At 62.1% G+C, this 25,134-nt stretch carries 18 protein-coding genes and 1 tRNA gene; 7 read left to right on the top strand and 12 right to left on the bottom strand.

The window, feature by feature from the left end:
* The first annotated feature begins 3 nt into the window (after window positions 1-3).
* The 7 genes from rpsI (at window position 4) to IC757_RS12100 (ending at window position 7,618) form a co-directional block, all read left to right on the top strand.
* Window positions 4-396: a 30S ribosomal protein S9 gene (rpsI, locus tag IC757_RS12130; RefSeq protein ID WP_190974568.1), complete on the top strand. Its 393-nt coding sequence runs from the start codon at window positions 4-6 to the stop codon at window positions 394-396.
* Window positions 397-519: 123 nt separating this feature from the next.
* A tRNA-Gln gene (locus tag IC757_RS12125) sits at window positions 520-593 on the top strand.
* A gap of 695 nt (window positions 594-1,288) precedes the next feature.
* On the top strand, window positions 1,289-2,200 hold the full coding sequence (locus tag IC757_RS12120; protein WP_190974567.1) for a hypothetical protein: 912 nt from the start codon (window positions 1,289-1,291) through the stop codon (window positions 2,198-2,200).
* A gap of 31 nt (window positions 2,201-2,231) precedes the next feature.
* Window positions 2,232-3,884, top strand: a complete 1,653-nt coding sequence (locus IC757_RS12115; protein ID WP_190974566.1) for an IPTL-CTERM sorting domain-containing protein — start codon at window positions 2,232-2,234, stop codon at window positions 3,882-3,884.
* A 130-nt stretch (window positions 3,885-4,014) separates the two neighbouring features.
* The gene (locus tag IC757_RS12110) at window positions 4,015-5,208 is read left to right on the top strand and encodes a sensor histidine kinase (RefSeq protein ID WP_190974565.1); all 1,194 of its coding nucleotides are present in this window, start codon (window positions 4,015-4,017) and stop codon (window positions 5,206-5,208) included.
* Window positions 5,205-5,846 (top strand): response regulator, encoded by a 642-nt coding sequence (locus IC757_RS12105; RefSeq protein ID WP_190974564.1) that lies wholly within the window; start codon window positions 5,205-5,207, stop codon window positions 5,844-5,846. The genes IC757_RS12110 and IC757_RS12105 overlap by 4 nt, the downstream gene beginning before the upstream one ends.
* Before the next feature lie 62 nt (window positions 5,847-5,908).
* On the top strand, window positions 5,909-7,618 hold the full coding sequence (locus IC757_RS12100; protein ID WP_190974563.1) for a M28 family metallopeptidase: 1,710 nt from the start codon (window positions 5,909-5,911) through the stop codon (window positions 7,616-7,618).
* Between the two features lie 79 nt (window positions 7,619-7,697).
* On the opposite strand, the gene IC757_RS12095 is transcribed toward IC757_RS12100, so the two are convergent.
* The 12 genes from IC757_RS12095 to IC757_RS12040 form a co-directional block, all read right to left on the bottom strand.
* The gene (locus IC757_RS12095; RefSeq protein WP_190974562.1) at window positions 7,698-7,994 is read right to left on the bottom strand and encodes a hypothetical protein; all 297 of its coding nucleotides are present in this window, start codon (window positions 7,992-7,994) and stop codon (window positions 7,698-7,700) included.
* On the bottom strand, window positions 7,984-8,925 hold the full coding sequence (locus tag IC757_RS12090) for a patatin-like phospholipase family protein (protein WP_190974561.1): 942 nt from the start codon (window positions 8,923-8,925) through the stop codon (window positions 7,984-7,986). The genes IC757_RS12095 and IC757_RS12090 overlap by 11 nt, the downstream gene beginning before the upstream one ends.
* A gap of 2,790 nt (window positions 8,926-11,715) precedes the next feature.
* Complete coding sequence (gene pncB / locus IC757_RS12085; RefSeq protein WP_190974560.1) at window positions 11,716-12,900, bottom strand: nicotinate phosphoribosyltransferase; 1,185 nt, start codon at window positions 12,898-12,900, stop codon at window positions 11,716-11,718.
* Window positions 12,897-13,544: a nicotinamidase gene (locus tag IC757_RS12080; RefSeq protein WP_190974559.1), complete on the bottom strand. Its 648-nt coding sequence runs from the start codon at window positions 13,542-13,544 to the stop codon at window positions 12,897-12,899. The genes pncB and IC757_RS12080 overlap by 4 nt, the downstream gene beginning before the upstream one ends.
* 85 nt (window positions 13,545-13,629) lie before the next feature.
* Window positions 13,630-14,283, bottom strand: a complete 654-nt coding sequence (gene eda / locus IC757_RS12075) for a bifunctional 4-hydroxy-2-oxoglutarate aldolase/2-dehydro-3-deoxy-phosphogluconate aldolase (protein ID WP_190974558.1) — start codon at window positions 14,281-14,283, stop codon at window positions 13,630-13,632.
* Window positions 14,276-16,090: a phosphogluconate dehydratase gene (edd, locus tag IC757_RS12070; RefSeq protein ID WP_190974557.1), complete on the bottom strand. Its 1,815-nt coding sequence runs from the start codon at window positions 16,088-16,090 to the stop codon at window positions 14,276-14,278. Before edd ends, eda begins: the two co-directional genes overlap by 8 nt.
* Window positions 16,091-16,101: 11 nt before the next feature.
* Window positions 16,102-16,797, bottom strand: coding sequence for a 6-phosphogluconolactonase (gene pgl, locus IC757_RS12065; protein ID WP_190974556.1), 696 nt, complete (start codon window positions 16,795-16,797; stop codon window positions 16,102-16,104).
* Window positions 16,798-16,805: 8 nt separating this feature from the next.
* A complete protein-coding gene (zwf, locus tag IC757_RS12060; protein WP_190974555.1) occupies window positions 16,806-18,275 on the bottom strand; it encodes a glucose-6-phosphate dehydrogenase in 1,470 nt (489 codons plus the stop codon).
* Window positions 18,276-18,315: 40 nt separating this feature from the next.
* Window positions 18,316-19,143: a glucosamine-6-phosphate deaminase gene (nagB, locus tag IC757_RS12055; RefSeq protein ID WP_190974554.1), complete on the bottom strand. Its 828-nt coding sequence runs from the start codon at window positions 19,141-19,143 to the stop codon at window positions 18,316-18,318.
* Between the two features lie 203 nt (window positions 19,144-19,346).
* Window positions 19,347-21,149, bottom strand: coding sequence for a sodium:solute symporter family protein (locus IC757_RS12050; RefSeq protein ID WP_223846111.1), 1,803 nt, complete (start codon window positions 21,147-21,149; stop codon window positions 19,347-19,349).
* A 96-nt stretch (window positions 21,150-21,245) separates the two neighbouring features.
* Window positions 21,246-22,277 (bottom strand): LacI family DNA-binding transcriptional regulator, encoded by a 1,032-nt coding sequence (locus IC757_RS12045; protein WP_190974553.1) that lies wholly within the window; start codon window positions 22,275-22,277, stop codon window positions 21,246-21,248.
* A 230-nt stretch (window positions 22,278-22,507) separates the two neighbouring features.
* Complete coding sequence (locus IC757_RS12040; protein WP_190974552.1) at window positions 22,508-25,081, bottom strand: family 20 glycosylhydrolase; 2,574 nt, start codon at window positions 25,079-25,081, stop codon at window positions 22,508-22,510.
* Window positions 25,082-25,134 lie beyond the last annotated feature (53 nt).

Genomic DNA, 25,134 nt, shown 5'->3' with positions numbered 1-25,134 from the left:
AAGATGGCAACCGAACAGTATTACGGCACCGGCCGACGCAAGACCTCCAGCGCACGAGTTTTCCTGCGCCGGGGTAACGGCCAGATCACCGTCAACCGCAAGCCGCTTGACGAGTTCTTCGGCCGCAAGACCGCGCAGATGATCGTGCGCCAGCCGCTGGAACTGGTCGAAATGATCGACAACTTCGACGTCAACGTCTCCGTCTCCGGCGGCGGCACCACCGGCCAGGCCGGCGCTATTCGCTTGGGTCTGGCCCGAGCGCTGATGGAGTACGACGAAGAACTGCGCGGCCCGCTGCGCAAGGCCGGCTTCGTGACGCGTGACTCGCGTGCGGTTGAGCGGAAGAAGATTGGTCTGCATAAGGCCCGTAAAGCCACCCAGTACTCCAAGCGATAATCGGAAGCCAGCACACACTGTAGGCCGGGGCTGCGTCCCCGGCACGCGGAGCCTGCCGAGCTCTCGTCCGTCGGGGATGCAACCCCGACCTACGTGTCTTGAGACTGTCCGCAAACGATCTCTTGGGGGATCGTCTAGTGGTAGGACTACGGACTCTGACTCCGTCAGCGGGGGTTCGAATCCCTCTCCCCCAGCCAGATACGAAAAAGCCCGCCTTGCGCGGGTTTTTTCGTATCTGGCTGGGGGAGAGGGATCGATGCGCAGGCCGCGTAGCGGCCGGAGCTACCCGGAGCGAAGCGGAGGTAGTGGAGGTTTCGCGGTTTGCGCGCAGCGCAAGAAGCGAATCCGGAATGCCGTCGCGCGTGGAGGGCAAGCGGCCGCAGGCCGCGCAGTCAACCGAGCCATGCGCAGCATGGCGAGCTCGCTGAAGCGCGAAGCGCTTCAGTCCGAAGGACAAGCCCGCCGCAGGCGGGCGCAGCAATCCCGTCCGGCGCAGCGTTTCTGCACGGCATGCAACGAAGCCACCGGCGAGCCCCAATTGAGATCCTCGTACTTGGCTGGAGCAACGCGTCAATACCCCTCCCGACCCGAAAACTTCGAAATCCGATGACCCGTTTTCCCGACGAATTGCGTATAGAGGTAGTGAGAGGCAACAACGGGCCGGAAGAATCGGCGTGCGGTATCGCCGAAATGCCCACGGGTATTGAATTTTCCGTGATGGCCGTTGTCTTTACGTGCTTGCGACCAGGCCGTGCCTGATATACACTCGCAATGTCATGCCTCGATGGGAGTCGTGGTCGGAGGGTCATGCCAGCTTTTTGGCAACCAGCCGGTCACCAGAATGAAATTCCATGGAGTGCTCAATCAAATGAGGTCAGGAATGAAAATGAACATGAATCGCACCCGGCGGCTGGCCCGCTGCTTGCTGATCGGCAGCGCCGCAGCTGCCTTCCTTGGTTTGTCCCTGCAGGCCCATGCATTGCCAACCTGCACGGTTGAAAGGTGGACCAACAGCCTTACTGAGGGTCTGGATGACAGCAACACGGGTTACCAGGGCAGCGGCAATCGTCGTTACGGCGGGCCGTGTGGACTCCGTGTGCCGGTAGATGGGTCAGAACGATATGTGGGCACCGACTCGCCGAATAATGAGACGACTTATAAGGCCCGCTTCTATGTCTTTCTTGACTATGCTGGAGACGAGGATGTCCTGATCTTCGCGGCTCAAGATCAGAACGACGAGGATGTTATTCAGGTCTGGTTCCAGCCCGGTAATGATCATGGAGACCTGGTGTTGCAGGTCTACGATGATGGCGGTAGCGCCGTTTCCCTTTCGGCTGATGGGATTGGCGGTGGCTGGCATTCAGTCCAGCTTGTCTGGGCATCCGATGACAACGCCGAGATTCGTTTTGCTGTCAATCATGACGATGAAACGCAGGACCTCGTCACAACCCATGACACCAGCGGCGTGCCCCTGGTTCGAACCTTCCTGGGCAACATCAATGGTGCGGATGGCGGTACCAATGCCCACATCGACTTTGACGACTTCGACTCACGTCGCGACACACGTCCCGGCCGTCTGTGTCGTGGATTGACAGATCCTGATCGTGCGCCGGCCAGCGATGGCTGGCAAGAAGTGAACTCCGATGACCGTCAAGCCATTTTCGTGGAAATGGCCACTGGAGGGGGTACTCCCGCGGGAGGGCAACCCGACTTCAACGAGGATGGAGTGGTCAACTCCGACGACAGATTCGCCATCTTCGCTGCAATGGCTACGGGTCAAAATTCCTGCGAAGTCTTGCGCTGAGTTGGGCCAAATAAACTAGAATTCACAAATCATGTTAGGCGAGGTAAGAGTGATGTTAGAACGTCTTTTTGTTTCAACGGTCTTTGCGGCGAGTTGCCTCCTTATGACAAGCCAGGCCATCGGTGCGACGGTCACGGTTTCGGAGGCAAATATTGCCGAAGGTACAGCCGAAGCGACCGTTGAATGGTCCTTCGAGAACTCGGCGGAAGATGTTACGGAAATCTTCTTTGATATAACTTTTTCAACCGATCACATTGATCCTCAGGTCACCGAGGAAGAGGTGTTCCCGGGTGTCTTTGAGGATGTCCCCGATGGTTGTTTGGACAACGTGAGTGGCATTAGCAACGCAGCTTGTATTGTCATTGACGATGGCAATCCGTCGGTCATTCGAGTGAGCTTGGATAATTCCCCAAATAATCTGCCGGATTTCGTTCCTGGTGGCACGATTACTTTCGATGTTGATGGTTCGGCCGAGGTTGGTGATGACACACCGCTTGAACTGTCGATCAGTTCAGTTTTCCCGGGTGATGCTGACGTAACATTGAACGACGGTGCAGTGAATGTCGTAGATATTAGCGCTGTCCTGAACGTACAACCAACCAGCCTGGACTTCCAGACCCAGGAAGTGGGTGAGGGCCCCGCTGGTGCGCAACCCTTCACCATCAGCAATGAAGGCACTGACGATATCGATCTTGAAGTGAGTGACATCATCATCGGCGGCACTCATGCAGGAGACTTCTCTCTGGTCTCTGGTGGGAATTGCCCAACGACCTTCCCGTTCTCGCTTGCCGATGGTGAAGATTGCCAGCAGTACGTTGATTTCGAGCCAGGTGATCTCGGTAACCGTGAAGGCACTATCACCGTTCAGAGCGATGCCGGTCAGACCACGAATGATTCGGTTGCTCTCAGCGGCGAAGGTACCCCCGGCCCCGCAGGCGACATCACGATTTCCGCCGATCATGACTTTGGCGAGTTGCTGACCAACGAGGACTCCGAGCAGCACACCTTCACGGTGTCCAACAATGAAAGCGGCGGATCGGCCGTGGCCATTGATACTGTCTCGCTGTCAGGTGATGGACAGTTCAGCATCGATACCGAAGACTGCGATGGCACGTCGCTTGCGCCGGGAGACACCTGCTCGGTTACGGTCGAGTTCACGCCGACCAGCGATGGTGCGGTTTCGGCCACGCTGACGGTCAGCGGTGAAGATGGCAATGGCGATACCCGTTCCGATACCGCGGAGGCCACGGGCGAAGGCGTCACCGAAGCCCGCTTCTCGACCAACCCGGGCCCGAATGTCAATCTGGGCATGAGCCAGCCTGGTGCCGTCCTTAGCCAGAATGTCACTGTCAGCAACAATGGCAATGCCGATCTGGACCTGAGCTGTGGCTCCCTGGATGACCCGGATGGCGTGTTTGACCTATCTCCGGCCAGTATTGACGAATCGATTGGCGGCGGCGAAGACTTCGGGTTCCAGATTGCTTGTGAACTTCCGGACGTTGCGAGCTATTCGGCCACGCTGTCGTGCACCACGAATGACCCCAACAACGAGACCGTGGAATACAGCTTCTCCTGCTCCGGTCAGCCTCTGGTGGTTCCGACCATGCAGAAGTGGGGTCTGATCCTGTTCGCGCTGATGATGCTGATTGCCGGTGGTATCGGTATCCGCTTCTTCCGCGCCTGATACAGGGCCGATTACAGGGAACTGAGTTTCCCGAAATGATCCGAAACCGCCGGGCTCTGCCCGGCGGTTTTCGTTTGGGCCATGACCACTGGCTCATCCTGTATGGCGAGGGCCGGGTTAAAATAGCATCATGTGGATCAACTGGGTCAACGGCTTTTTCGGTCGCCTGCAGCAACTCGGTGAGCTCAAGCCCATCGAATGGCTGCGGTACGTGGGCACGCTGCTGTGGGTGCTGACGGCACTGCCCTTGCTGATTCTTCCCCTGCTCATGCCGGAAGGGGCCCAGACGGTGCGAATTGCCGGCTGGTGGGCGGGCGCACTGCTGTTTCTGGTCGCGCTTTGGCACCCGGTCATTCCGCGCCAGCGCCAGGGCGCTTTCTGGAAGCGGGTGTTCGTGCTGGTGTTGCTATCGCTGGGGGCCTGCGCGGTTAGCTATTTCACCCGGTCCGGCTTGGGCAGCCTGCTGGCCATGCTGGTAGCCGCCCTGTTACCCTGGTTGCTTCCACTGGTCATTGGCGTGGCCTGGGCGGCGGTGCTGGCGGTCGTGATCAGCGTCTGGGTGCTGGTGGTGCCTGACGGCAACTGGCAGGTGGTGTTGGTGTACCTGCTGATGAACCTGGCCATGACCTCGGTGCCGTTCGTGGCCTCATTGCTGGCCCTCAGGCAGGTCAAGGCCCGCGCCGAGCTGCGTCGGGTCAACTCTGAACTGCTCGCCACCCAGTCCCTGCTGACCGAAAACACACGTATTGCCGAGCGGGTGAGAATCTCGCGCGACCTGCATGATCTCGTGGGACATCACTTGACCGCGTTGACCTTGAATCTGGAGGTTGCCAGTCACCTGTCGGAAGGCAAGGCGCGCGACCACGTGGACAAGGCCGGCTCGATTGCCCGCCTGCTGTTGTCGGACGTTCGAGAGGTGGTCAGCGACATGCGCCGGGATGACCAGGTTGATTTGCGTGAGGCCCTGACAACCCTGGCCGAGGGTGTGCCGGATCTCGAAATTACGCTGGACATACCCGATGGCGTGGCGGCAACCGACCCTCGTCGGGCGCAAATCCTGTTGCGGTGCGCTCAGGAGGTGATTACCAACACGGTGCGCCACGCCCAGGCCACGCGGTTGTGGATCAGCTTGATCATGGGCGAGGATGGTCTGGTGTTGCGGGCACGTGACAATGGCCGGGGGGCGCCTGATATTCTTCCCGGCAATGGCATCAATGGTATGCGGGAACGACTCAGGGAGATCGGTGGCCGGCTGGATATTGCCACCCGGCCGGGCGCCGGGTTTCAGGTTAAGGCCTGGCTTCCACAGGAGAATGCATCATGATCAGGGTAATGGTGGTCGACGACCAGACGCTGGTACGGCAGGGCGTGCGTTCGCTACTGGAATTGGCCGACGATATAGAGGTGGTCGGCGAGGCAATTGATGGGGAGAGTGCGATCGAGCGTGTGCCCGAGCTGGCGCCCGATGTGCTGCTGCTCGATATCCGGATGCCGGGGAAAAACGGAATCGACGTGCTGACGGAGCTCGGCGAAAGCGATCAGTTGCCGCCGACCATTATTCTGACGACTTTTGATGATGAAGAGCTGGTGCTGGCCGGGATTCGCGCCGGTGCTCGTGGCTACCTGCTCAAGGATGTGGCTCTGGAGGAGCTACTGACGGCCGTACGAACCGTGGCCAGCGGGGGAACGCTTGTCAAGCCCGCTGTGACCGAGCGCCTGATGAAGGGCCTGGGCCAGATGCGAACCGAGTTTTCCAGCCTGCCCACGCCGGATCCACTGACCGGGCGCGAAACCGAGATTCTGCGCCTGATGGCCGGCGGCTACTCGAACAAGGAGATCGCGAATGCGCTCAATGTGGCCGAAGGCACGATCAAGAACCACGTTTCAAGCATCCTGTCGAAGTTCGGAGTGCGGGATCGTACCCGGGCGGTCCTCAAGGCCCTGGAGTCCGGCCTGATCTAACTCGCACTGGGCCGCGCTCGGGGCTACAATGCGATCTGGTCAATAGTCTTGCTGGATTTCCGATGAACCGAATCTTTTTCTGCCTGTGCGCCAGCCTGGCACTGATCGCCTGCCAGCCTGCCGAGGAGCCGGCCGAACCCGCCGAGCCGGCACCTGAGGTCACCGAAGCCGAGCAGCCCGAAGTCATGGACCCGTCCATGCCGGAGGTGCCCGCCGGTGCGATGCTGATGGATCGTTACGACGAGAACCTCCAGATCCTGGCTTCCGACGAGTTCGAGGGCCGCGCACCCGGTACCCGGGGAGAGCGTCTGACCGTCGACTTTCTCGTGCGCGAGTTCGCGGAGCTGGGCCTGAAGCCCGGCTACGGGGACAGCTACCTGCAGCCCGTGCCCAACCTGGAGCTGACCAATCGGCATCGATCCTCCCTCGATATTGCATTCGATGATGAGCTTGTTGAGCTGGTCTACCCGGGTGACATGATCATCAACACGCGCCTGCTTGGCGAGGAGGAGCACGGCGTGTCAGACAGCGACGTCGTCTTTGTCGGCTACGGCATCGTGGCCCCGGAATACGACTGGAACGACTATGCCGGTCTGGACGTGGAAGGCAAGACGGTGGTCATTCTGGTCAACGACCCCGGTTATGACGCTGGCGACGAGGACGTGTTCAGTGGTCGGGCCATGACCTATTACGGTCGCTGGACCTACAAGTACGAGGAAGCCGCCCGACAGGGAGCGGCTGCCGCCATCATCGTCCACGAGACCGAGCCGGCTTCCTATCCCTGGGAAGTCGTCACGGGTTCCTGGTCAACGCCTCAGTTCGTGCTCGCCGAAGAAGGTGACGAGCCCAGATCGGTGATCGAGGGATGGATCACCGTGGATGCCGCACAGGAACTGTTTGCCAATGCCGGGCTGGATTTCTACGAGGAACGGGAGCGGGCCGGTGCCGGCGGTTTCACGCCAGTCAACCTGGGTGCCACGGCGACTGCCAGTGTGCGCAACGACATACGCGAGGGCTTGTCCTACAACGTGCTGGGACTGCTGCCGGGCACGGAGCGGCCCGATGAGGCCATCGTCTACATGGCGCATTGGGATCATCTCGGACGCGACGAGGACATTCCGGGTTCGGAAGGAATCTACAACGGGGCCATCGACAATGCCTCGGGCACGGCGGGACTGATCGAAATCGCCAGTGCCTTCCAGGAAGCCGGCACGCCGGAGCGTTCGGTCCTGTTCATGGCCGTGACCCTGGAAGAGTCCGGTTTGCTCGGTTCTGCCCACTACGTGCACGATCCGGTCTTTTCGCACGAAAACACCGTGGCCGCGATCAACATGGATGCCATGACCCTGGCCGGTCCCATGCGTGACGTGGTGGTCGTTGGCTATGGTTCCTCCGAACTGGAGGACATCCTGGCCGTGGCGGCCGAGGCGCAGGACCGCTACATCGAGCCCGAGCCCAGTCCCGAGGCCGGGTTCTACTACCGCTCCGATCACTTCAACTTTGCCCGGGCCGGCATTCCGGCGCTCTACGCCAAGGGTGGAGAGGATCACCGTGAGCACGGCCGCGAGTACGGCGAGGCCTGGGCGCGGGACTACCGCGACAACCGCTATCACAAGCCCGCGGATGAATATGATCCCGACTGGGACCTGCGTGGCGTCATGGAAGACTTCGAGCTGCTCTACAAGGTAGGCCGCCATCTCGCCGACAGCGAAGAATGGCCGGAGTGGTACGAAGGCAACGAGTTCAAGGCCATCCGCGACGCACAGCGGTAAGGGGCAGGTTCGAGGTTCGAGGAGACTAGGTTCGAGGAGCTAGGTTCGAGGTTCTAGGTCTTTGCCTCGAACCTGCCCTTCAAGCTCGTCCGACGTCGTTGTCCAGGGGGGAGTGCAGGTATTCGCTGTCTTCGGCGGACTGCATGATGAGGTCGACCAGTTCCTGTACCCGCTCTCGGGCCGTGAGCAGGTCATCGTCGGACGGCACGGGCCGCTCGGGCTGATGGGCGTAAAGCCAGAAATGGACAGCGCCGGCAATCAGTCCGTCGGCCAGCGCCCAGGGATCGGCCCCGGGGTTGCTTTCTGCGATCCGGTTGCCCAGATCAACCACTGAGTCGGCCGCTTCGTCGAACAGCATCTGGTCGTCATTCACCATCGGTCTCATTCTCCGCCTTGTCGTAGGGTGCGGGCTGAACAGTATACCGATCCCTGGACCTGAAACTCTGTTCAGCCAGGTCCCGACCCAGATCGATCATTGCGCGTGCCTGGTAGAACTCATGCACCATGCAGGCATTCTTGGGAATCAGCACGGCCAGGTCGGGCTGGAATACGGCCAGATGTTGGCGCGCGATTACAGACTGCATGGTGTCGAGCGACCGCATCAGCACGGCCAGCAGGCCCGGCCGGGTTTCCTCCGGCTGCCGATCGGAGCGGAATCCGTCGACGAACTCCCGCAGGCGGTTCATGACGCCTTCGGATTCGTTGTCGGATGGGGGGCCTTCTTCCAGCGGAGCCGGATCGGATTCAGGCCCGTTAACGTCGACCACGATGGTCAGGTCGGTCATGTTTCTCAACGTGGGTGCTACCGGCACGGGATTGAGAATGCCGCCGTCGACGAACGTGCGGCCCCGGTAGCGGTGGGGCGTGAAAATACCCGGAATGGCGATCGAAGCCCGTATGGCGTCGAACAGCGAGCCACGGCTCAGCCACACTTCGCGGCCATGGTCGATATCGACCGCCACGGCGGTAAAATCGATCTCCAGCTCCTCGATGTTGGTTTTTCCGACCAGCTCCTCAAGCTTGTTGATGATCTTGCGGCCCTGCATCAGTCCGCCGCCAGCAAACGACCAGTCGACAAACGAGAGTACGTCGGAGCGCTCCAGCCCGCAGACCCAGTCCTCGTAGGCCTGCAGCTTGCCGGTGGCGTAAATGCCGCCCACCAGCGCGCCCATGGAACTGCCGGACACCGCCTCGATCCTGGCCCCGGCAGCCTCGAGCGCCCGAATCACACCGATATGTGCCAACCCTCGCGCCCCACCGGACCCGAGGACCAGCGACACCGTCTTGCCCGAAAGCCAGTCACTCATCGCTACAAGATTCTACGCCGATTCCAGCCATCCGCCTACACCCAACGCCGTGCAGCTCCGCCACGCCCGGGGTCCCGGATATCGCCTGCGGCGATTCCGGGACGACCGGTGGAGTTGGGCGCCACGTTTCCCTCACAACCTCGTCGCCCCGGACAGCGCAAAGCGATGATCCGGGGCCTCGCACCCATGAGCGGGCACAGGGTTGAACCCGGTCGTCGAGCCGTGCCGATTTCCAATGTGCGGGGTCCCGGATATCGCCTGCGGCGATTCCGGGACGACCGGTGGAGTTGGGCGCCACGTTTCCCTCACAACCTCGTCGCCCCGGACAGCGCAAAGCGATGATCCGGGGCCTCGCACACATGAGCGGGCCCAGGGTTGAACCCGGCGTCGAGCCGTGCCGATTTCCAATGTGCGGGGTCCCGGATATCGCCTGCGGCGATTCCGGGACGACCGATGGGGTTGGGCGCCACGTTTCCCTCACAACCTCGTCGCCCCGGACAGCGCAAAGCGATGATCCGGGGCCTCGCACACATGAGCGGGCACAGGGTTGAACCCGGCGTCGAGCCGTGCCGATTTCCAATGTGCGGGGTCCCGGATATCGCCTGCGGCGATTCCGGGACGACCGATGGGGTTGGGCGCCACGTTTCCCTCACAACCTCGTCGCCCCGGACAGCGCGCAGCGATGATCCGGGGCCTCGCACCCATGAGCGGGCACAGGGTTGAACCCGGTCGTCGAGCCGTGCCGATTTCCAATGTGCGGGGTCCCGGATATCGCCTGCGGCGATTCCGGGACGACCGGTGGAGTTGGGCGCCACGTTTCCCTCACAACCTCGTCGCCCCGGACAGCGCAAAGCGATGATCCGGGGCCTCGCACACATGAGCGGGCCCAGGGTTGAACCCGGCGTCGAGCCGTGCCGATTTCCAATGTGCGGGGTCCCGGATATCGCCTGCGGCGATTCCGGGACGACCGATGGGGTTGGGCGCCACGTTTCCCTCACAACCTCGTCGCCCCGGACAGCGCAAAGCGATGATCCGGGGCCTCGCACCCATGAGCGGGCACAGGGTTGAACCCGGTCGTCGAGCCGTGCCGATTTCCAATGTGCGGGGTCCCGGATATCGCCTGCGGCGATTCCGGGACGACCGATGGGGTTGGGCGCCACGTTTCCCTCACAACCTCGTCGCCCCGGACAGCGCAAAGCGATGATCCGGGGCCTCGCACACATGAGCGGGCCCAGGGTTGAACCCGGCGTCGAGCCGTGCCGATTTCCAATGTGCGGGGTCCCGGATATCGCCTGCGGCGATTCCGGGACGACCGATGGGGTTGGGCGCCACGTTTCCCTCACAACCTCGTCGCCCCGGACAGCGCAAAGCGATGATCCGGGGCCTCGCACCCATGAGCGGGCACAGGGTTGAACCCGGTCGTCGAGCCGTGCCGATTTCCAATGTGCGGGGTCCCGGATATCGCCTGCGGCGATTCCGGGACGACCGATGGGGTTGGGCGCCACGTTTCCCTCACAACCTCGTCGCCCCGGACAGCGCGCAGCGATGATCCGGGGCCTCGCACCCATGAGCGGGCTCAGGGTTGAACCCGGCGTCGAGCCGTGCCGATTTCCAATGTGCGGGGTCCCGGATATCGCCTGCGGCGATTCCGGGACGACCGATGGGGTTGGGCGCCACGTTTCCCTCACAACCTCGTCGCCCCGGACAGCGCGCAGCGATGATCCGGGGCCTCGCACACATGAGCGGGCACAGGGTTGAACCCGGTCGTCGAGCCGTGCCGATTTCCAATGTGCGGGGTCCCGGATATCGCCTGCGGCGATTCCGGGACGACCGATGGGGTTCGGCGCCACGTTTCCCTCACAACCTCGTCGCCCCGGACAGCGCGCAGCGATGATCCGGGGCCTCGCACACATGAGCGGGCCCAGGGTTGAACCCGGCGTCGAGCCGTGCCGATTTCCAATGTGCGGGGTCCCGGATATCGCCTGCGGCGATTCCGGGACGACCGGTGGAGTTGGGCGCCACGTTTCCCTCACAACCTCGTCGCCCCGGACAGCGCAAAGCGATGATCCGGGGCCTCGCACACATGAGCGGGCACAGGGTTGAACCCGGCGTCGAGCCGTGCCGATTTCCAATGTGCGGGGTCCCGGATATCGCCTGCGGCGATTCCGGGACGACCGATGGGGTTGGGCGCCACGTTTCCCTCACAACCTCGTCGCCCCGGACAGCGCGCAGCGATGATCCGGGGCCTCGCACACATGAGCGGGCACAGGGTTGAACCCGGTCGTCGAGCCGTGCCGATTTCCAATGTGCGGGGTCCCGGATATCGCCTGCGGCGATTCCGGGACGACCGGTGGAGTTGGGCGCCACGTTTCCCTCACAACCTCGTCGCCCCGGACAGCGCAAAGCGATGATCCGGGGCCTCGCACACATGAGCGGGCACAGGGTTGAACCCGGCGTCGAGCCGTGCCGATTTCCAATGTGCGGGGTCCCGGATATCGCCTGCGGCGATTCCGGGACGACCGATGGGGTTGGGCGCCACGTTTCCCTCACAACCTCGTCGCCCCGGACAGCGCAAAGCGATGATCCGGGGCCTCGCACACATGAGCGGGCACAGGGTTGAACCCGGCGTCGAGCCGTGCCGATTTCCAATGTGCGGGGTCCCGGATATCGCCTGCGGCGATTCCGGGACGACGGTTCCTGGCCGCCTCCCCAATGCTTCCCACCATCTCCCATCTCCCATCTCCCGTCTCCCGTCTCCCCCTCTTCCCACCTTTCACCTTTCACCCCCCGTCACCCATCCCCTTCCGACGCCTCTCCCACATCAAAAGCCTGCCGAACCCAGGCCAGGTAGTGGCGGTCAGTGGAGATCACCTTGCCGGGCGAGTCGGAGAGTTTGACCACGGGCTGGCTGTTGCACTCAGTCATCTTGATGACGATATTGATCGGGTCGACGCCGGTGTCGTTGGTGAGGTTGGTGCCAATGCCGAACGACACATTGGTCTCATCTCGAAACCGGCGCCAGATATCCGCGGCCTTGGGGATGTCCAGCGAGTCCGAGAAGATCAGGTTGCGGGTCTTGGGGTCCACCCGGTTCTTGCGGTAGTGCTCGATCATGGCTTCGGCCCAGTGGAACGGGTCGCCCGAGTCCTGGCGGGCGCCGTCGAACAGTTTGCAGAAGTACATGTCGAAGTCGCGCAGAAAGGCCGGCAGGCTGTATGTGTCCGACAGTGCGATACCCAGATCGCCGCGATACTCCCGTGCCCAGGCTTCGAAGGCAAAGCGCTGGGTCTCGGCCAGCCGGGGTCCCAGCGCCTGGCAGGCCTGGATGAATTCGTGGGCCATGGTGCCGATGGGGACGAGCCCGTGTTCGCGGGCCAGTCTGACGTTGGAGGTGCCCCGCAGGCTGCCGGGAATCTCGCGGGCCAGCTCACCGACAACTTCGTCGTGCCACTCTCTGGAGAACCGGCGTCGTGTGCCGAAATCGGCAAAGATGAATTCATCGGGGCGATCCAGCGCCTTGACCTGGCCGATCTTTTCATGCAACCGCCGGCGACCTTCGCCGAAGTCGTGCTCCGGATAAGTCTGGCGGCAATAAAGTTCGCTGATGATGGCCAGCAGCGGTACTTCGAACAGGATAGTGTGCAGCCACGGCCCGCGAATGGTGAGGGTGAGTTGTTCATCCTCCTCGTCCAGCTCGACAAAGCGCGACTGCAGGTGAAACAGCCGCAGGAACTCGATGAAGTCGTCTGTCAGGTAGCGCAGGCTCTTGAGATAGTTCAGCTCCTCGGGGTCCAGGCGTAGCGAACACAGGTGTTCGATCTCTCGCTCGATGTCTTTCGCCAGCGGTCTGAGATCAACGCCTTTGGTTCGGCACTTGAAACGGTACTCGACTTCCGCACCGGGAAACTGGTGCAGTACGGCCTGCATCATCGAGTACTTGTAGATGTCGGTATCGAGCAGCGACTGGATGATCATGCGGCCGGTTCCAGTTGGTCCAGGCTGTCAATCACGACGATGCCGGACTCGCGCATCTCGGCCAGTGCCTTGGTCACGCTGTCACTGGCAATTCCGCGACAGGCAGCCAGGTTGAGAATGGTGGAAAACCCGGCACGCCTGAGCTGCAGGGCCGTGGCCTTGACGCAGAAGTCGGTGGCCAGCCCGCCGACCAGTACATGGCTGACTTCGCGCTCCTTCAGCCATTCGATCACGCCGGTACTCATGCGCTCGGCGATGTCGTGGTAGCAGGCGCCATAGGGATGCATGTCCAGCTCCACACCCTTCCATACGAAAAAGTCGTAGTCGGCGGGGCGGGGCAGTTCGGGTAGCAGTTCGAACCCCTCGGTGCCGGGTACGGCGTGAACCGGCCAGTGTTCCTCGACGTTGTCGCCTTCAACACCCGGTTGGCCGATACGGTCGGGGTTATTGGTGACCCACACGGCTTGTGGGCTGTGCGCATCCTTTGATCCGAGCCGCCAGCCGGCCAGCTCGGACTGGCGATTGAGCTCGGGCCCAATGCACTCGCCCCCGGCAACGGGCAGTTCGTCGGGGCATAGCGGCGTGAAAGTGCGTTGCGCATCCACATCGAAGCTGGCGATACGACCCTTGTCGGGCAACTGCATGTCGGTTACTCCCACGTTCTGGTGTGCTCACAACTATACCTGTGGGCGAAACACCGGCGTGAGAAGGGGGGATTTGCCGGCCGTTTCAGGAAACAGACGCCGCCATCTGTCGGGCGCTGGTGGCTTGCTCGCTGATGGCCAGCCAGTCACGATTGGCCAGCGCTTGTTTGGGTACCATCCATGAGCCACCGATGGCCAGTACGTTGTCCAGGGCCAGGTAATCGGCGGCATTGCCGGCGTCGATGCCCCCGGTGGGGCAGAAGCGTGCCTTTGCCAAGGGCCCCTGCCATGCTTTGAGCATGGCCGCGCCGCCGGCGGCCCGGGCCGGGAAGAACTTGAATCGGGTGAAGCCATGCTCGATACCCAGCATGACTTCGCTGGCACTGGCCACGCCGGGCAGCAGCGGCAGTCGGCTGCCGGCAGCCATCCGGTAGAGGTCCGGAGTGCAACCCGGGGAAACGGCGAATGCGGCGCCGGCCTGTGCGGCGAGCTTCAGGTCTGCCCGGTTCAGAATGGTGCCGGCGCCGACGGTGACCCCTGCGATGGCCGACATCACGCCAATGGCTTCCAGCGCCACTGGCGTGCGCAGCGTGACCTCCAGCACCGTCAGCCCGCCATCCAGCAATGCTTCGGCCAGGGGTGCGGCGGTATCCAGCTGTTCGATGGTCAGCACCGGCACAATGCCTGCTCCGCCGAGGATGGCATCGATGCGAGCCGAGTGTGTGCATGGATCAGGCATTTTCGCTCCAGGGGCTGGCACCGGATTCCGCATCGCCGACGCCGGCTCGCATGGGAGCGAAAAGCTCGCGGCCGCAGCCACGATGTTCGCTGGCCAGCTCCGGCGGATTCAGGGGGCGTCGGCGCAGGGTATCGCTGTCCACGGCACAGCCCAGGCGACCTGCATCGGCATCGATGATCAGCGTATCGCCGTCGACCAGTCGGGCGATCATGCCTTCCGCGGCGGCTTCGGGGACCAGGTGGATGGCGGCCAGTACACTGCCGGATGCACCGGACATGCGGCCGTCGGTAAGCAGCGCCACGCGCTGGCCACGATCCTGTAACACCTGTAGCGTGGGCGTGAGCTTGTGCAGCTCGGGCATGCCGTTTGCGCGCGGGCCCTGCCCACGCAGCACGGCGACGAAGTCGCCTTCCAGTTCATTGTCGCGGAAGGCTTGCAGCAGGGCCTCCTGCTTGTCGAAGATGCGCGCTGGCGCTTCGATGCGGCGGTGTTCCGGCCGAACGGCCGATATCTTGACGATGGCACGGCCGAGATTTCCGCTAACCAGACGGATGCCGCCTTCGGGTGCAAAAGGCCGGCTGCAACCACGGACGATGCTCTCGTCGGCCGATTGCCTGCGCGGTGATCGCCAGGTCAGCCGGTCGTTATCGAGTACGGGTTCTCGCGCCTGGGCGCGCAGGTCGCCGCCATGCACGGTACGGATATCCGGATGCAGCAGGCCGGCGCTCAGCAGCTCCCTGATGACCAGTCCCATCCCGCCGGCGGCATGGAAGTGATTGACGTCGGCGCTGCCGTTGGGATAGAGACGGGTCAACAAGGGTGTGGCGCGCGACACCTCGTCGAGGTCATTCCAGTCGATGATCAGTCCGGCGGCACGGGCGATGGCGACCAGGTGTATGGCATGATTGGTCGAACCGCCGGTGGCGGCCAGTCCGACCAGGGCATTGACGATGGCTTTCTCGTCGATGGTTTCGCCCAGCGGGGTGTATTCGCGACCCTGGGCGGTGATCTGGCAGGCGCGCGCGCCCGCGGCCAGGGTCAGCTGTTCGCGCAGCGGCGTGTTGGGGTTGACAAAGGCACTGCCGGGCAGATGCAGCCCCATGACCTCCATCAGCATCTGATTGGAGTTCGCCGTGCCGTAGAACGTGCAGGTGCCGGGCGCGTGGTAGGACTGCGCTTCGGCCTCCAGCAGCGCTTCACGGCTGGCCTTGCCCTCGGCATGGGCACGACGGACCCGCGCCTTTTCTTCGTTGGGCAGTCCGGAGGGCATGGGGCCGGCCGGTACCATGATGACCGGCAGATGGCCGAACGACAGGGCTCCGATCAGCAAGCCAGGGACAATCTTGTCGCAAACGCCCAGCAGCAGTGCGGCGTCGAACACATTGTGGGACAGGGCGATGGCGGTGGCCTGGGCAATCACGTCACGCGAGAACAGCGACAACTGCATTCCGGGCTGGCCCTGCGTGACACCGTCGCACATGGCCGGGACACCGCCGGCCACCTGGGCGGTGCAGCCTTGCGAGCGGGCGGCAAGTTTGATCAGCGCCGGGAACTTCTCCAGTGGCTGATGGGCCGACAGCATGTCGTTGTAAGCGGTGACAATGCCGAGGTTGGGACGGCGCAGCGCCTTGAGCGCCGGCTTGTCCTCGCCGGCTGCGGCAAAGGCGTGAGCGAGATTGCCGCAGCTGATACGGCCCCGGGTCGGATTCCTGTCGGCAACGCGACGAATGCGACCCAGATAGTCCTGACGTGTCTCCCGGCTTCGCCTGGCGATGCGTTCGGTCACCTTGGTAATGGTCGGATGCATGATGAGGGTTCCTATGGGCTCCAGTGGATGTCCAGCCGTGCACCGGCGTGCTGCAACAGGGCGGCGACCGGGTAGCGGCTTGCCTCGTCGTGTTCGGCGGCCTGTTCGAGCACTTCACGCTTGTCGTTGCCACGCAGGGCCAGAATCAGCATCCGGCACTCCAGGATGGCACTGAGCGTGAGGGAGATTCGGGCAAAAGGCGCTTCCAGGGGCAGGGTGCCGGGGTGAATGACCGCCACGGCTTCTTTCCCGGCCGGATCCAGTGCCTGCTGCAGCCCCGGTGCACCGGGGAACAATGAGGCGAAATGGCCGTCACTGCCCATGCCCAGCAGGCACACGTCGGGGCGGCCCCTGATCGACCTGAGCGAGTGTTGCGCCGTGGTCAGGTCGGGCTCCTGTTGGGGGGCAACGGGTGTCAGCGGCAGATATCGGGCCGGTTGGTCGATGGCGTTGCGCAGCGAACTCAGATTGCAGGCTGGGTGGCTGTGGGGGACCCAGCGCTCGTCGCCGGGCAGGATGTTCATCCGCGACCAATCCAGGTCGTGCTGTGCCAGCCGCCTGTAGGCCGGTACCGGTGTGGTGCCGCCGGCGAGTACCAGAGTCGCTTCTCCCCGGCGTCGGATGGCGCTGCCGGCCAGGCCTGCCAGGTGTTCGGTCAACACTTGTGCCAGCGTATCGGGGTTGCGATGTTGGTGTAGTTCAAGCATGTTCGTGTTCAGTCCCGCCAGCTGTGTCCGTGACGTTCGGTCAGTGCGATGGCCGCCGCCGGCCCCCAGGTGCCTGCCGGATAGGTTCTGGGCCTCAATGCCAGGCGCTGGCGCCCGTCGATGATGGCGTCGACCCATTGCCAGGCCGCTTCCACCTCGTCCCGGCCCACGAACAGGGTGCCGTTGCCGTTGATGGCGTCAAAGTACAGCCGCTCGTAGGCGATGCGTCGACGAGTCTGCTCAAAGGCCGAGTGACGGTCGAGGTCCAGGGTGACCGGTGAAAGCCTTGCCCCTTGATGGTCCAGCCCGGGCTCCTTGTTCATCAGGCTCAGCGAAATGTGTTCTTCGGGCTGAAGCTGGATGATCAGGGCATTGGGTCTGACCGGAGTGGCGCCAAAGATGGAATGCGGGACCGGGCGAAAGCGAATGAAGATTTCCGTGAGCCGGCGCGGCAGGCGCTTGCCGGTTCGTAGGTAGAACGGCACCCCGGACCAGCGCCAATTGTCGATGTGGGCGCGCAGGGCCACAAAGGTCTCTGAATGGCTTTCCCGGCCGAGTTCATCCTGGTAGCCCGGCACCACGCTGCCGTTGATCGCGCCTGAGGTGTACTGGCCGGTGACGCTGCAAGACTCCAGGTATTCGCTGTCAATGGGTCGCAACGAGTTGAGCACCTTGAGTTTCTCGTTGCGAACCGCGGTGGGGTCGAAGCATGCCGGCGGCTCCATGGCCGTGAGGCAGACCAGTTGCAGCAGGTGGTTCTGGACCATGTCGCGCAAGGCGCCATACTGGTCATAGTAGCCGGCCCGATCCTCCAGGCCCACGGTCTCGGCCACGGTGATCTGCACCTGCTCAATATGACGCGAGTTCCACAGGGGCTCGAACATCGCGTTGCCGAAACGCAGGGCCAGCAGATTCTGAACTCCTTCCTTGCCCAGGTAGTGATCAACGCGGAAGATCTGCCACTCGCGAAATGCCTGGCCGATACGACGGTTGATCTGCCTGGAACTGTCCAGGCTGTCGCCGATGGGCTTTTCGAGCATGATGCGGCAGCGGCTGTCATTGAGGCCGGCGTCGGCCAGTGCCTCGCAGGCCGTGGTGTACCAGTCCGGCGCCGTGGACAGGTGGAAGAGTACGTTGCCGTCCCCGCGCCGTTCGGCAATCGTGGCGGTGAACTCGTTCAGGGATTGCTCCGAGGAAAGATCCACCGGGTGATAGTCCAGACGTTGCAGCAAGCTGTGCAGGGCTTTCGACCATTGCCCGCTGTCGGGTAGTCCTTCCAGCTCGGCTTCCACGGACTGGCTGATGCTGTCGCGAAAGGACTCCGACGACATCTCGCTGCGTGCCCCACCCAGTATTCGTAGCCTCTCGGGCAGCAGGCCATCGCGCTCAAGGCCGACCAGCGCGGGCAGCAGCATGCGCCGCGACAAATCGCCCGTGGCACCAAAAATCACCAGCAGGGAGGCTGGTTGCATCGTCATGATCTCGTCCTTGCGAAGATGTGAAAGGGTTGCGCTGCTTTCATTGCTTCGTGGTGGGCAATGACAGCGGGGCTGAGTGGCGGCCGGTTCTCCCAAGCAACTGCTGATGCTCTTTCTCGACATGCTGGTAGAAATCGCCATGGACCAGGTTCGAGGCCGCGGCCTGATCGATGGCGACGATGGTGTCGGGATGCAGTTGCAGGGCGGAAGCGGGGCAGAAGGCGCCGAGTGGTCCCTCGATCATGCGTGATACGGCTTTGGCCTTGGCCGGGCCGGTGGCCAGCAACAGGATGCGCCGGGCCTCCAGAATGGTACCGATCCCCATAGTGATTGCCATGTGCGGCTGGCATTCGTCGTCCTTGTAGAAGCGCGCGTTGTCGTCGATTGTGGCCTGAGTCAGCGTCTTGATTCGGGTGCGTGATCCCAGGCTGGAGGTCGGTTCGTTGAAGCCGATGTGACCATTGCGTCCGATGCCCAGAAGTTGCAGGTCGATGCCGCCACTGGCGCGAATCCTGCGCTCGTAGTCCTCGCAGGCGGCAAACGCATCCTCGGTATCTCCGGCCGGCAGGGCCGTGTGTTCCGGCGGGATGTCGATATGGGCAAACAGGTGGTGGCGCATGTACTGGTGGTAGCTTTGCGGGTGGCAGCGCTCCAGGCCCAGGTACTCGTCCAGGTTGAACGTGCGGGCTCGAGAAAAACTGACCCTGCCGGTGCGGCAGGCCTGCACCAGCCGTTTGTACAGGGCTACGGGTGTCGATCCCGTTGCCAGGCCCAGAACACTGTCGGGCCGGGTATGCAGTTGCTCGACGACCAGGTCGGCACCAAACCGGGCGACGGCTTCGGCATTGGGCAGGATGACCACTCGCATAAGCGCTGTTCCATTGATTTCCGGGACTTGGACGGGACTGACTTTAGCAGAACCGACAGGAAATGACAACGATGTCATTTCCTGTCGGGGCAGGGGGTCTTACCATCCGGCTCCAGCCCTATTCCCGGTTGCGTCAGCAGAGCCGGTGCCGGTGTGAGACCTGATCGAGTACAGTCAGGCTGAGCGGGGCAGCGCCGCAAGCGCTACTCGAAGACCTTGACCTGAGAGGAGAAATGGCGCATGCACAGAAATGCGAGAATGCAGACGGCGCCATACACCAGAGCTTCACCCCAGTGCCTGAATAGAACGCTGCCGGATGTGAACAGGATGGTATAGGCCATGATGACCGCGCTGATCCAGGCCGCCGCGAGCTTCCACAGCTTCCGGACACTGCTGCTTTCACGAAACGGTCCCCAGGCGCCGGCCGGTTGTACGCGCTTGTAGAACGCCTCGAGTGTCTTGCGGTCGGTGGGCTTGGTCAGAAACGTGACTGTCAGCCAGGTCACCATCGTGAACGAGATAGTGAATAGGAATCCCCTGGGGTCGCTGATGATGGGTTCGCCCCAGACGGGATCGACATGCCGTGCCAGAACGAACTGGACAAACCCGTAGCCGATGAACGGCGCCACGGTTGCCGAAATCTCGCTCCAGGCACTGACACGCCACCAATACCAGCGCAGGATCAGAACCAGCCCAAGACCCGCGCCGGCCTGGATCAGGAAATTCCATACCGCGGCAATGGTGGTCAGTTGCGAGGTGACGATGAACGCCACGATGATCATGCAGAATACCGCAATGCGGGAAGCGAGCACCAGCTGTTGCTCGCTGGCATCGGGCTTGATGAACGCCCTGAAGAAATCGTTGATGAGATAACTCGTACCCCAGTTGAGCTGGGAGGCCACGGTGCTCATGTAGGCGGCAAAAAATGCAGCCAGCAGCATCCCCTTGAGCCCGGTCGGCAGATACTCCTTCATCGCCAGAACATAGCCCATGCGGGCTTCTTCGCCGGAAAGCTCGGGATACAGGACAATGGCTGAAAGTGCCACCAGGATCCAGGGCCAGGGCCTGACCGTGTAGTGCAGGATCTGAAAGAGGAGGTTGGCATAGACCGCATTCTTCTCATCCTTCGCGCTCATCATGCGTTGCGCGACGTAGCCGCCGCCACCGGGTTCAGCACCGGGATACCAGCTGTTCCACCACGGCAGACAGACCAGTGCCAGAAAGCTGCCCAGGCCCAGGCTGAGCACGCTGACCGTGGATACAGCGTTGCCGGTGGATTCGGCCTCTTCACCCACCCTGGGGAAAAAGCTGAACGCAGAGTCGGGAAGGCTGGCCTTGAGGCCTTCAATACCGCCAATGTCGCTGCTGTTAACCACCAGTACTGCGAGAATGATCGAACCGGACATGGCGGCAATAAACTGGACGAAGTCCGTGTATACGACACCCAGCAGTCCGGAAAGCCCGGAGTAGATGTAGACCACGACCATGGCTGCCAGTGTCCACCACAGTGCTTCTGTCGCGGAAAGGCCGAAGAACACCTGCAACAGCGTAATCAGAGCCAGGTTGACCCAACCGATGATGGCGGCGTTCAGGAACACACCCATGTAGACGGCCTTGAAGCCACGAAGAAACCGGGCCTCCTTTCCGGAGTAGCGAAGCTGCACGAGCTCCACGTCAGTGAGAATGCCGGCACGGCGCCAATAGCGGGCGAAGAAGAATGTGGTCAGCATGCCACCGGCGAGCATGTTCCACCACAGCCAATTGCCGGCGATGCCGCCTTCCCGCACCAGCTCGGTAACGGCCAGGGGCGTGTCGGCCGCGAAAGTGGTGGCCACCATGGAGGTGCCGGCCAGGTACCAGGGCAGGCTGCGCCCGCCAAGGAAGAAGTTGCTGGTGCTCTTGCCGCCGCGCTTGCTGAACAACAGCCCGATGGACACGATCAGCAGGATGAAGCTGACAATGATGGCGTAGTCGAGCGGTTTCAGTGCGATGGTTACTTCAGTCATGGTCGGTTAGCCTTGGTCGTCATTTGTCTTGTCACCGAAGCGTCCGTATGCTTCGATATGGCAAGGTTCTCCCCGGCACCCGTCCATGCGCACTTCTCAAGGTCGCGGTGGCGGACACGTCGAGTCACGCACGACCAGGTGGGGCAGAAAGCCCTCGCTGGGTGCGGGTCCTTCCAGTCTGTCCTTGCGCTTTATGGTGTCGATCAGCAGGGCTGCTGCCCTGGAGGCGATCGTGCTCGTTGGTTGTCGGGCGGTGGTCAGGTTGGGCCAGGACTGCCGGGAAAACGGACTGTCTTCGAATCCGACGATAGACAGGTCGCGTGGCACATCGACGCCCTGGATGCGCGCAGCGAAAAGGGCCCCGGCGGCAATTTCGTCGTTACAGGCAAAGATCGCGGTCGGAGGCTTGTTGCCTGGGCGCAGGAGTCGACGTGTTCTTTCGACGCCGGATTCGAAAGAGTACTGTCCTGGCAGTATGCGCTCCGGCTCGACCGAAAGCCCGTATTCCTGCATGGCCAATTGAAAGCCCTTGAGACGTTCACCACTCGAAGCGTGCTCTTCATCACCACCCAGGAATGCGATATCGCTATGTCCCAGGTCAATCAGGTGTCGGGTCTCCTCGAAGGCCGCCTGTCGGTCATCGATGAAAATGCACGATGATCGATCGTCAGGCGGCTGAGAGCCCGATACAATTCGCACGAACCGGATGCCGTGTTCGACAAAAGCATCGACCACTTCATCGTTTTCGGAGATCGGAGGAGTGAGTACCAGGCCGCCAACCTGGCTGCGTTCGATCATCTCCAGCGCCTCCTCGACCAGATCCTTTCGTGATGAATCACATGGATGAATCACCAGTTCATAGCCCTGTTTGCGGCATTCACCGAGAATGCCGTGCTGCATGGCGATGACGTAGTTGCTGTTCGGGTTGTCGTAGATGAAGGCGATGGAAGAGGTGGTGCCTCGCAGCCCGCGAGCCGCACGATTCGGGCTGTAGTTCAGCTCCCGTATGGCTGCCCAGACCTTGTCCCTGGTCTTCTTGCCGACCGCGCTTTCCTCGTTGATGACGCGCGATACGGTCTTGAAGGAGACATTGGCCAGTTTTGCAACATCCTTGATTGTAGGTTTCATAATCTGCTGTCCATGAAGAAGCATCTTTTCAGGGAGCTTCTGAACAACTCCGTACCGGTGTACGCGAGGGGCCCACTCCAGATCATCCGGGCTGGTAAACAGGCTGGCCCCGTGCATTTGCCGGCGCTGCTGAACCCGAACTGAGTTGTGCAGAGGCTCCCGATGGGGCCAGCAGCGGATTCTACCTTCTATGAACCCGGCAGGCATCCAGGCCACAGTCATCGCTGCCATCACGGATGGCGCTGCACCGTGGTCGTGCGGCTGGTCACCCCGCTCGCCGTTCGTGTCCGCAACAGCGCGTTGACAGGTGGGTCGGGCACGGGCTCGGTGTACGGACTCCAGGTTTCACCCGCATCCAGGCTGAACTCGACCTGTAATCCCGGCCAGGCAGCACTGGCATGAAGGGCGTCGTTCTTGTGCAGCCCGCCGGGTACCGGGAGATAGGGGGCGATACCGGCCCCTACCAGTCTGGGTATTTCCACCTGTGCAAGGCGTTGGGCGAAACCGAGCCAGTCCCGGTGCGCCGAACTGCTTTGCCGGTCGGGTTCCCAGGAAGCCCGATGCCAGGCACGTTCGGCCAGGGCCAGCAGACGTGGATAGACCATCTGTTCAAGCTGGTCGGCGGTGCGAATCGTTTCGCTCCAGACCTGTCCCTGTATTCCAAGGATATTGTCGGGTTCCTTCAGTGGCGTCATGGCGCGACCCAGCATCGCCTCAAGATCGACGATTGAACGACCATCCCGGGTTCGTTCGGCGTTGCTGAAGTAATGGTCTGGGCGATAGAAGAATACATCTCCCGTGTCGGTGTAGCGAGTGGCCCAGTAGTACCCACGCTCGGCCGGGTGAGCTTCCTGTGGGTGGTCAAAGTACAGATGAGTCGCTGCCGACTGAACCACTTCGTAGCCGTCGTTGGCAAACTGATGGGCTCGGTCTCCGTGCCCGAACTCCCAGATGTTGTTCCATGGATTGACGATCACCCGGTCGTGATCAAAGCGTTGTCGCGGATAGGCATGATGCTCGTCGTACATCAGGCCGTCTTCCCAGATGGCCAGTGCAAGACCGCGCTGGTTGGTGATGGAGGCGACACGGTCGATGAAGTACGGCATGAGATCGTCGATGCCGGATAGACCGTTGACCGGATCGGCGATCAGCTGCTGGCAGGCGGGTGCCTTTTCCCATGAGCCAGATGCGACCTCGTCGCCGCCCATGTGAAACACGTCAAGCTGTAGTCCAGCCTCCCGATACATGGCCTGGAGTTCGTACAGCACCTTGTCGACAAAGGCGTAAGTTGAATCCAGGCACACGTTGATTGAATTGTCATCGTAGTGCTGTATTGAACGGTACACCGAGTCATCACCGGGCTCGGACAACAGGAAGCGGCGCGCTTCGCCAGTCTTGCCTTGCGCTTCCAGCCGATGCTGGCGCGCTTCCATGGCCTTGATTGCGGCACGTGCATGCCCGGGCATGTCAATTTCCGGAATCACCTCGATATGGTGAGCTGCGGCATGACGCAGTATGCGTATGAAGTCGTCACGGGAATAGTAGCCATTTCCCGTGCCGGAGGGATGCGGCCCGGTTCCCAGCTGGGTCAAGAGGCATTCCCGTTCCTGCAGGTCGTGACAACGCCGGGCTCCAACATCGGTGAGTTCAGGCAGGCCTGGAATCTCGAGTCGCCAGCCTTCATCATCTGTCAGGTGCAGGTGCAGGCGGTTGAGTTTGTAACGTCCCATCTGCTCAATCAGTCGCAACGTGACATCCAGCCCATGAAAATTGCGCGCCATGTCGTAGTGCATGCCGCGCCATTGAAAACGTGGCTTGTCGATGACTTCGAGCGTGGGAATTTCGACTACATTCTGTGGTGCTGCGGGCAGCAGTGCCAACAGGGTCTGTATGCCGTAGTAAGTGCCGGCTTCATCGTGGCCGGTGATCACGATTCGGTCGGTTTCGACAACCAGCCGATAGCCTTCAGGACCCGGTCCGTCCAGGTGCGGGTCCATTTCGACAACGATACTGTTGGCGCTGTCGCTGCCGGTGAGCGGATGGCCAAGCAGATCTTCCAATTGTGCCGCCAGGTAGTCGCCCTCCCGGGAAACAGCGCCCTGGACGTCCATCCTCCAGTCTGGTCCTAGCACGGCCTGATCCTGACCCAGGATTGTCTCAGCCGGCGAGGGGATGATGCGCTGACTGACCTCGGTGTCGGTCAGGAGGGGCGCTTCGCCAGTATGGGCTTCGAAGCGGCGCGCCGCAGTCGCGATGGGTTCATGGTCGCCGCCCTCGAAGTTGCGCAGTTGCTGCTCCGGGCTTTTCAGCGGATGGACAAAGTCCTCGAAGCGTTCGCTGTCCGTGTTGGCGAAGATCGCAGGCTCCGAGCCGCCCTGAACCATGTAGGCCCTGGGCATCCAGTCGGAGTAGCTGACGATCCACGGGGCGGCCTCGAAGTCGATGCGCAATTGATCACCCGGTGCAAGTCCGGGAAAGTCCGACGTCGGGGTGATGCGGTGCAGGTCACCCTGGACATGCTCCAGGGTGATTCCATGGTCTTGAACTGTGTCGATGCGCCGGATCGAATGGAAGTACCATGCCCAATCCCCTTTTCCCGAAGGCAAGTCGTGAGCTGAATGATTGTCGACCTCGATATAGGCGCGAAAACGCTCCGGGACGTCCAGGCGGTTGGACTGCACGCCGAAATGCCAACTGGCTTCCCGGGTGAAGCGTGTTGGATCGTCATTGCGATCCGGCTGTGCAGTCGGACTGCATGCCCACAGCGCACAGGCTAGAATCGGTATCAGAATACGCTCAGGCATGGAACGCCCTCCGCCCACTAGTGCGCTGTCCCGGAATTCGCGTGGCAGTTGCC

The sequence above is a fragment of the Wenzhouxiangella sp. AB-CW3 genome (assembly GCF_014725735.1).
Taxonomy (GTDB): domain Bacteria; phylum Pseudomonadota; class Gammaproteobacteria; order Xanthomonadales; family Wenzhouxiangellaceae; genus Wenzhouxiangella.
Note: the sequence above shows the minus strand (reverse complement) of the source record. Positions and strands in the feature narration are given on the sequence as shown.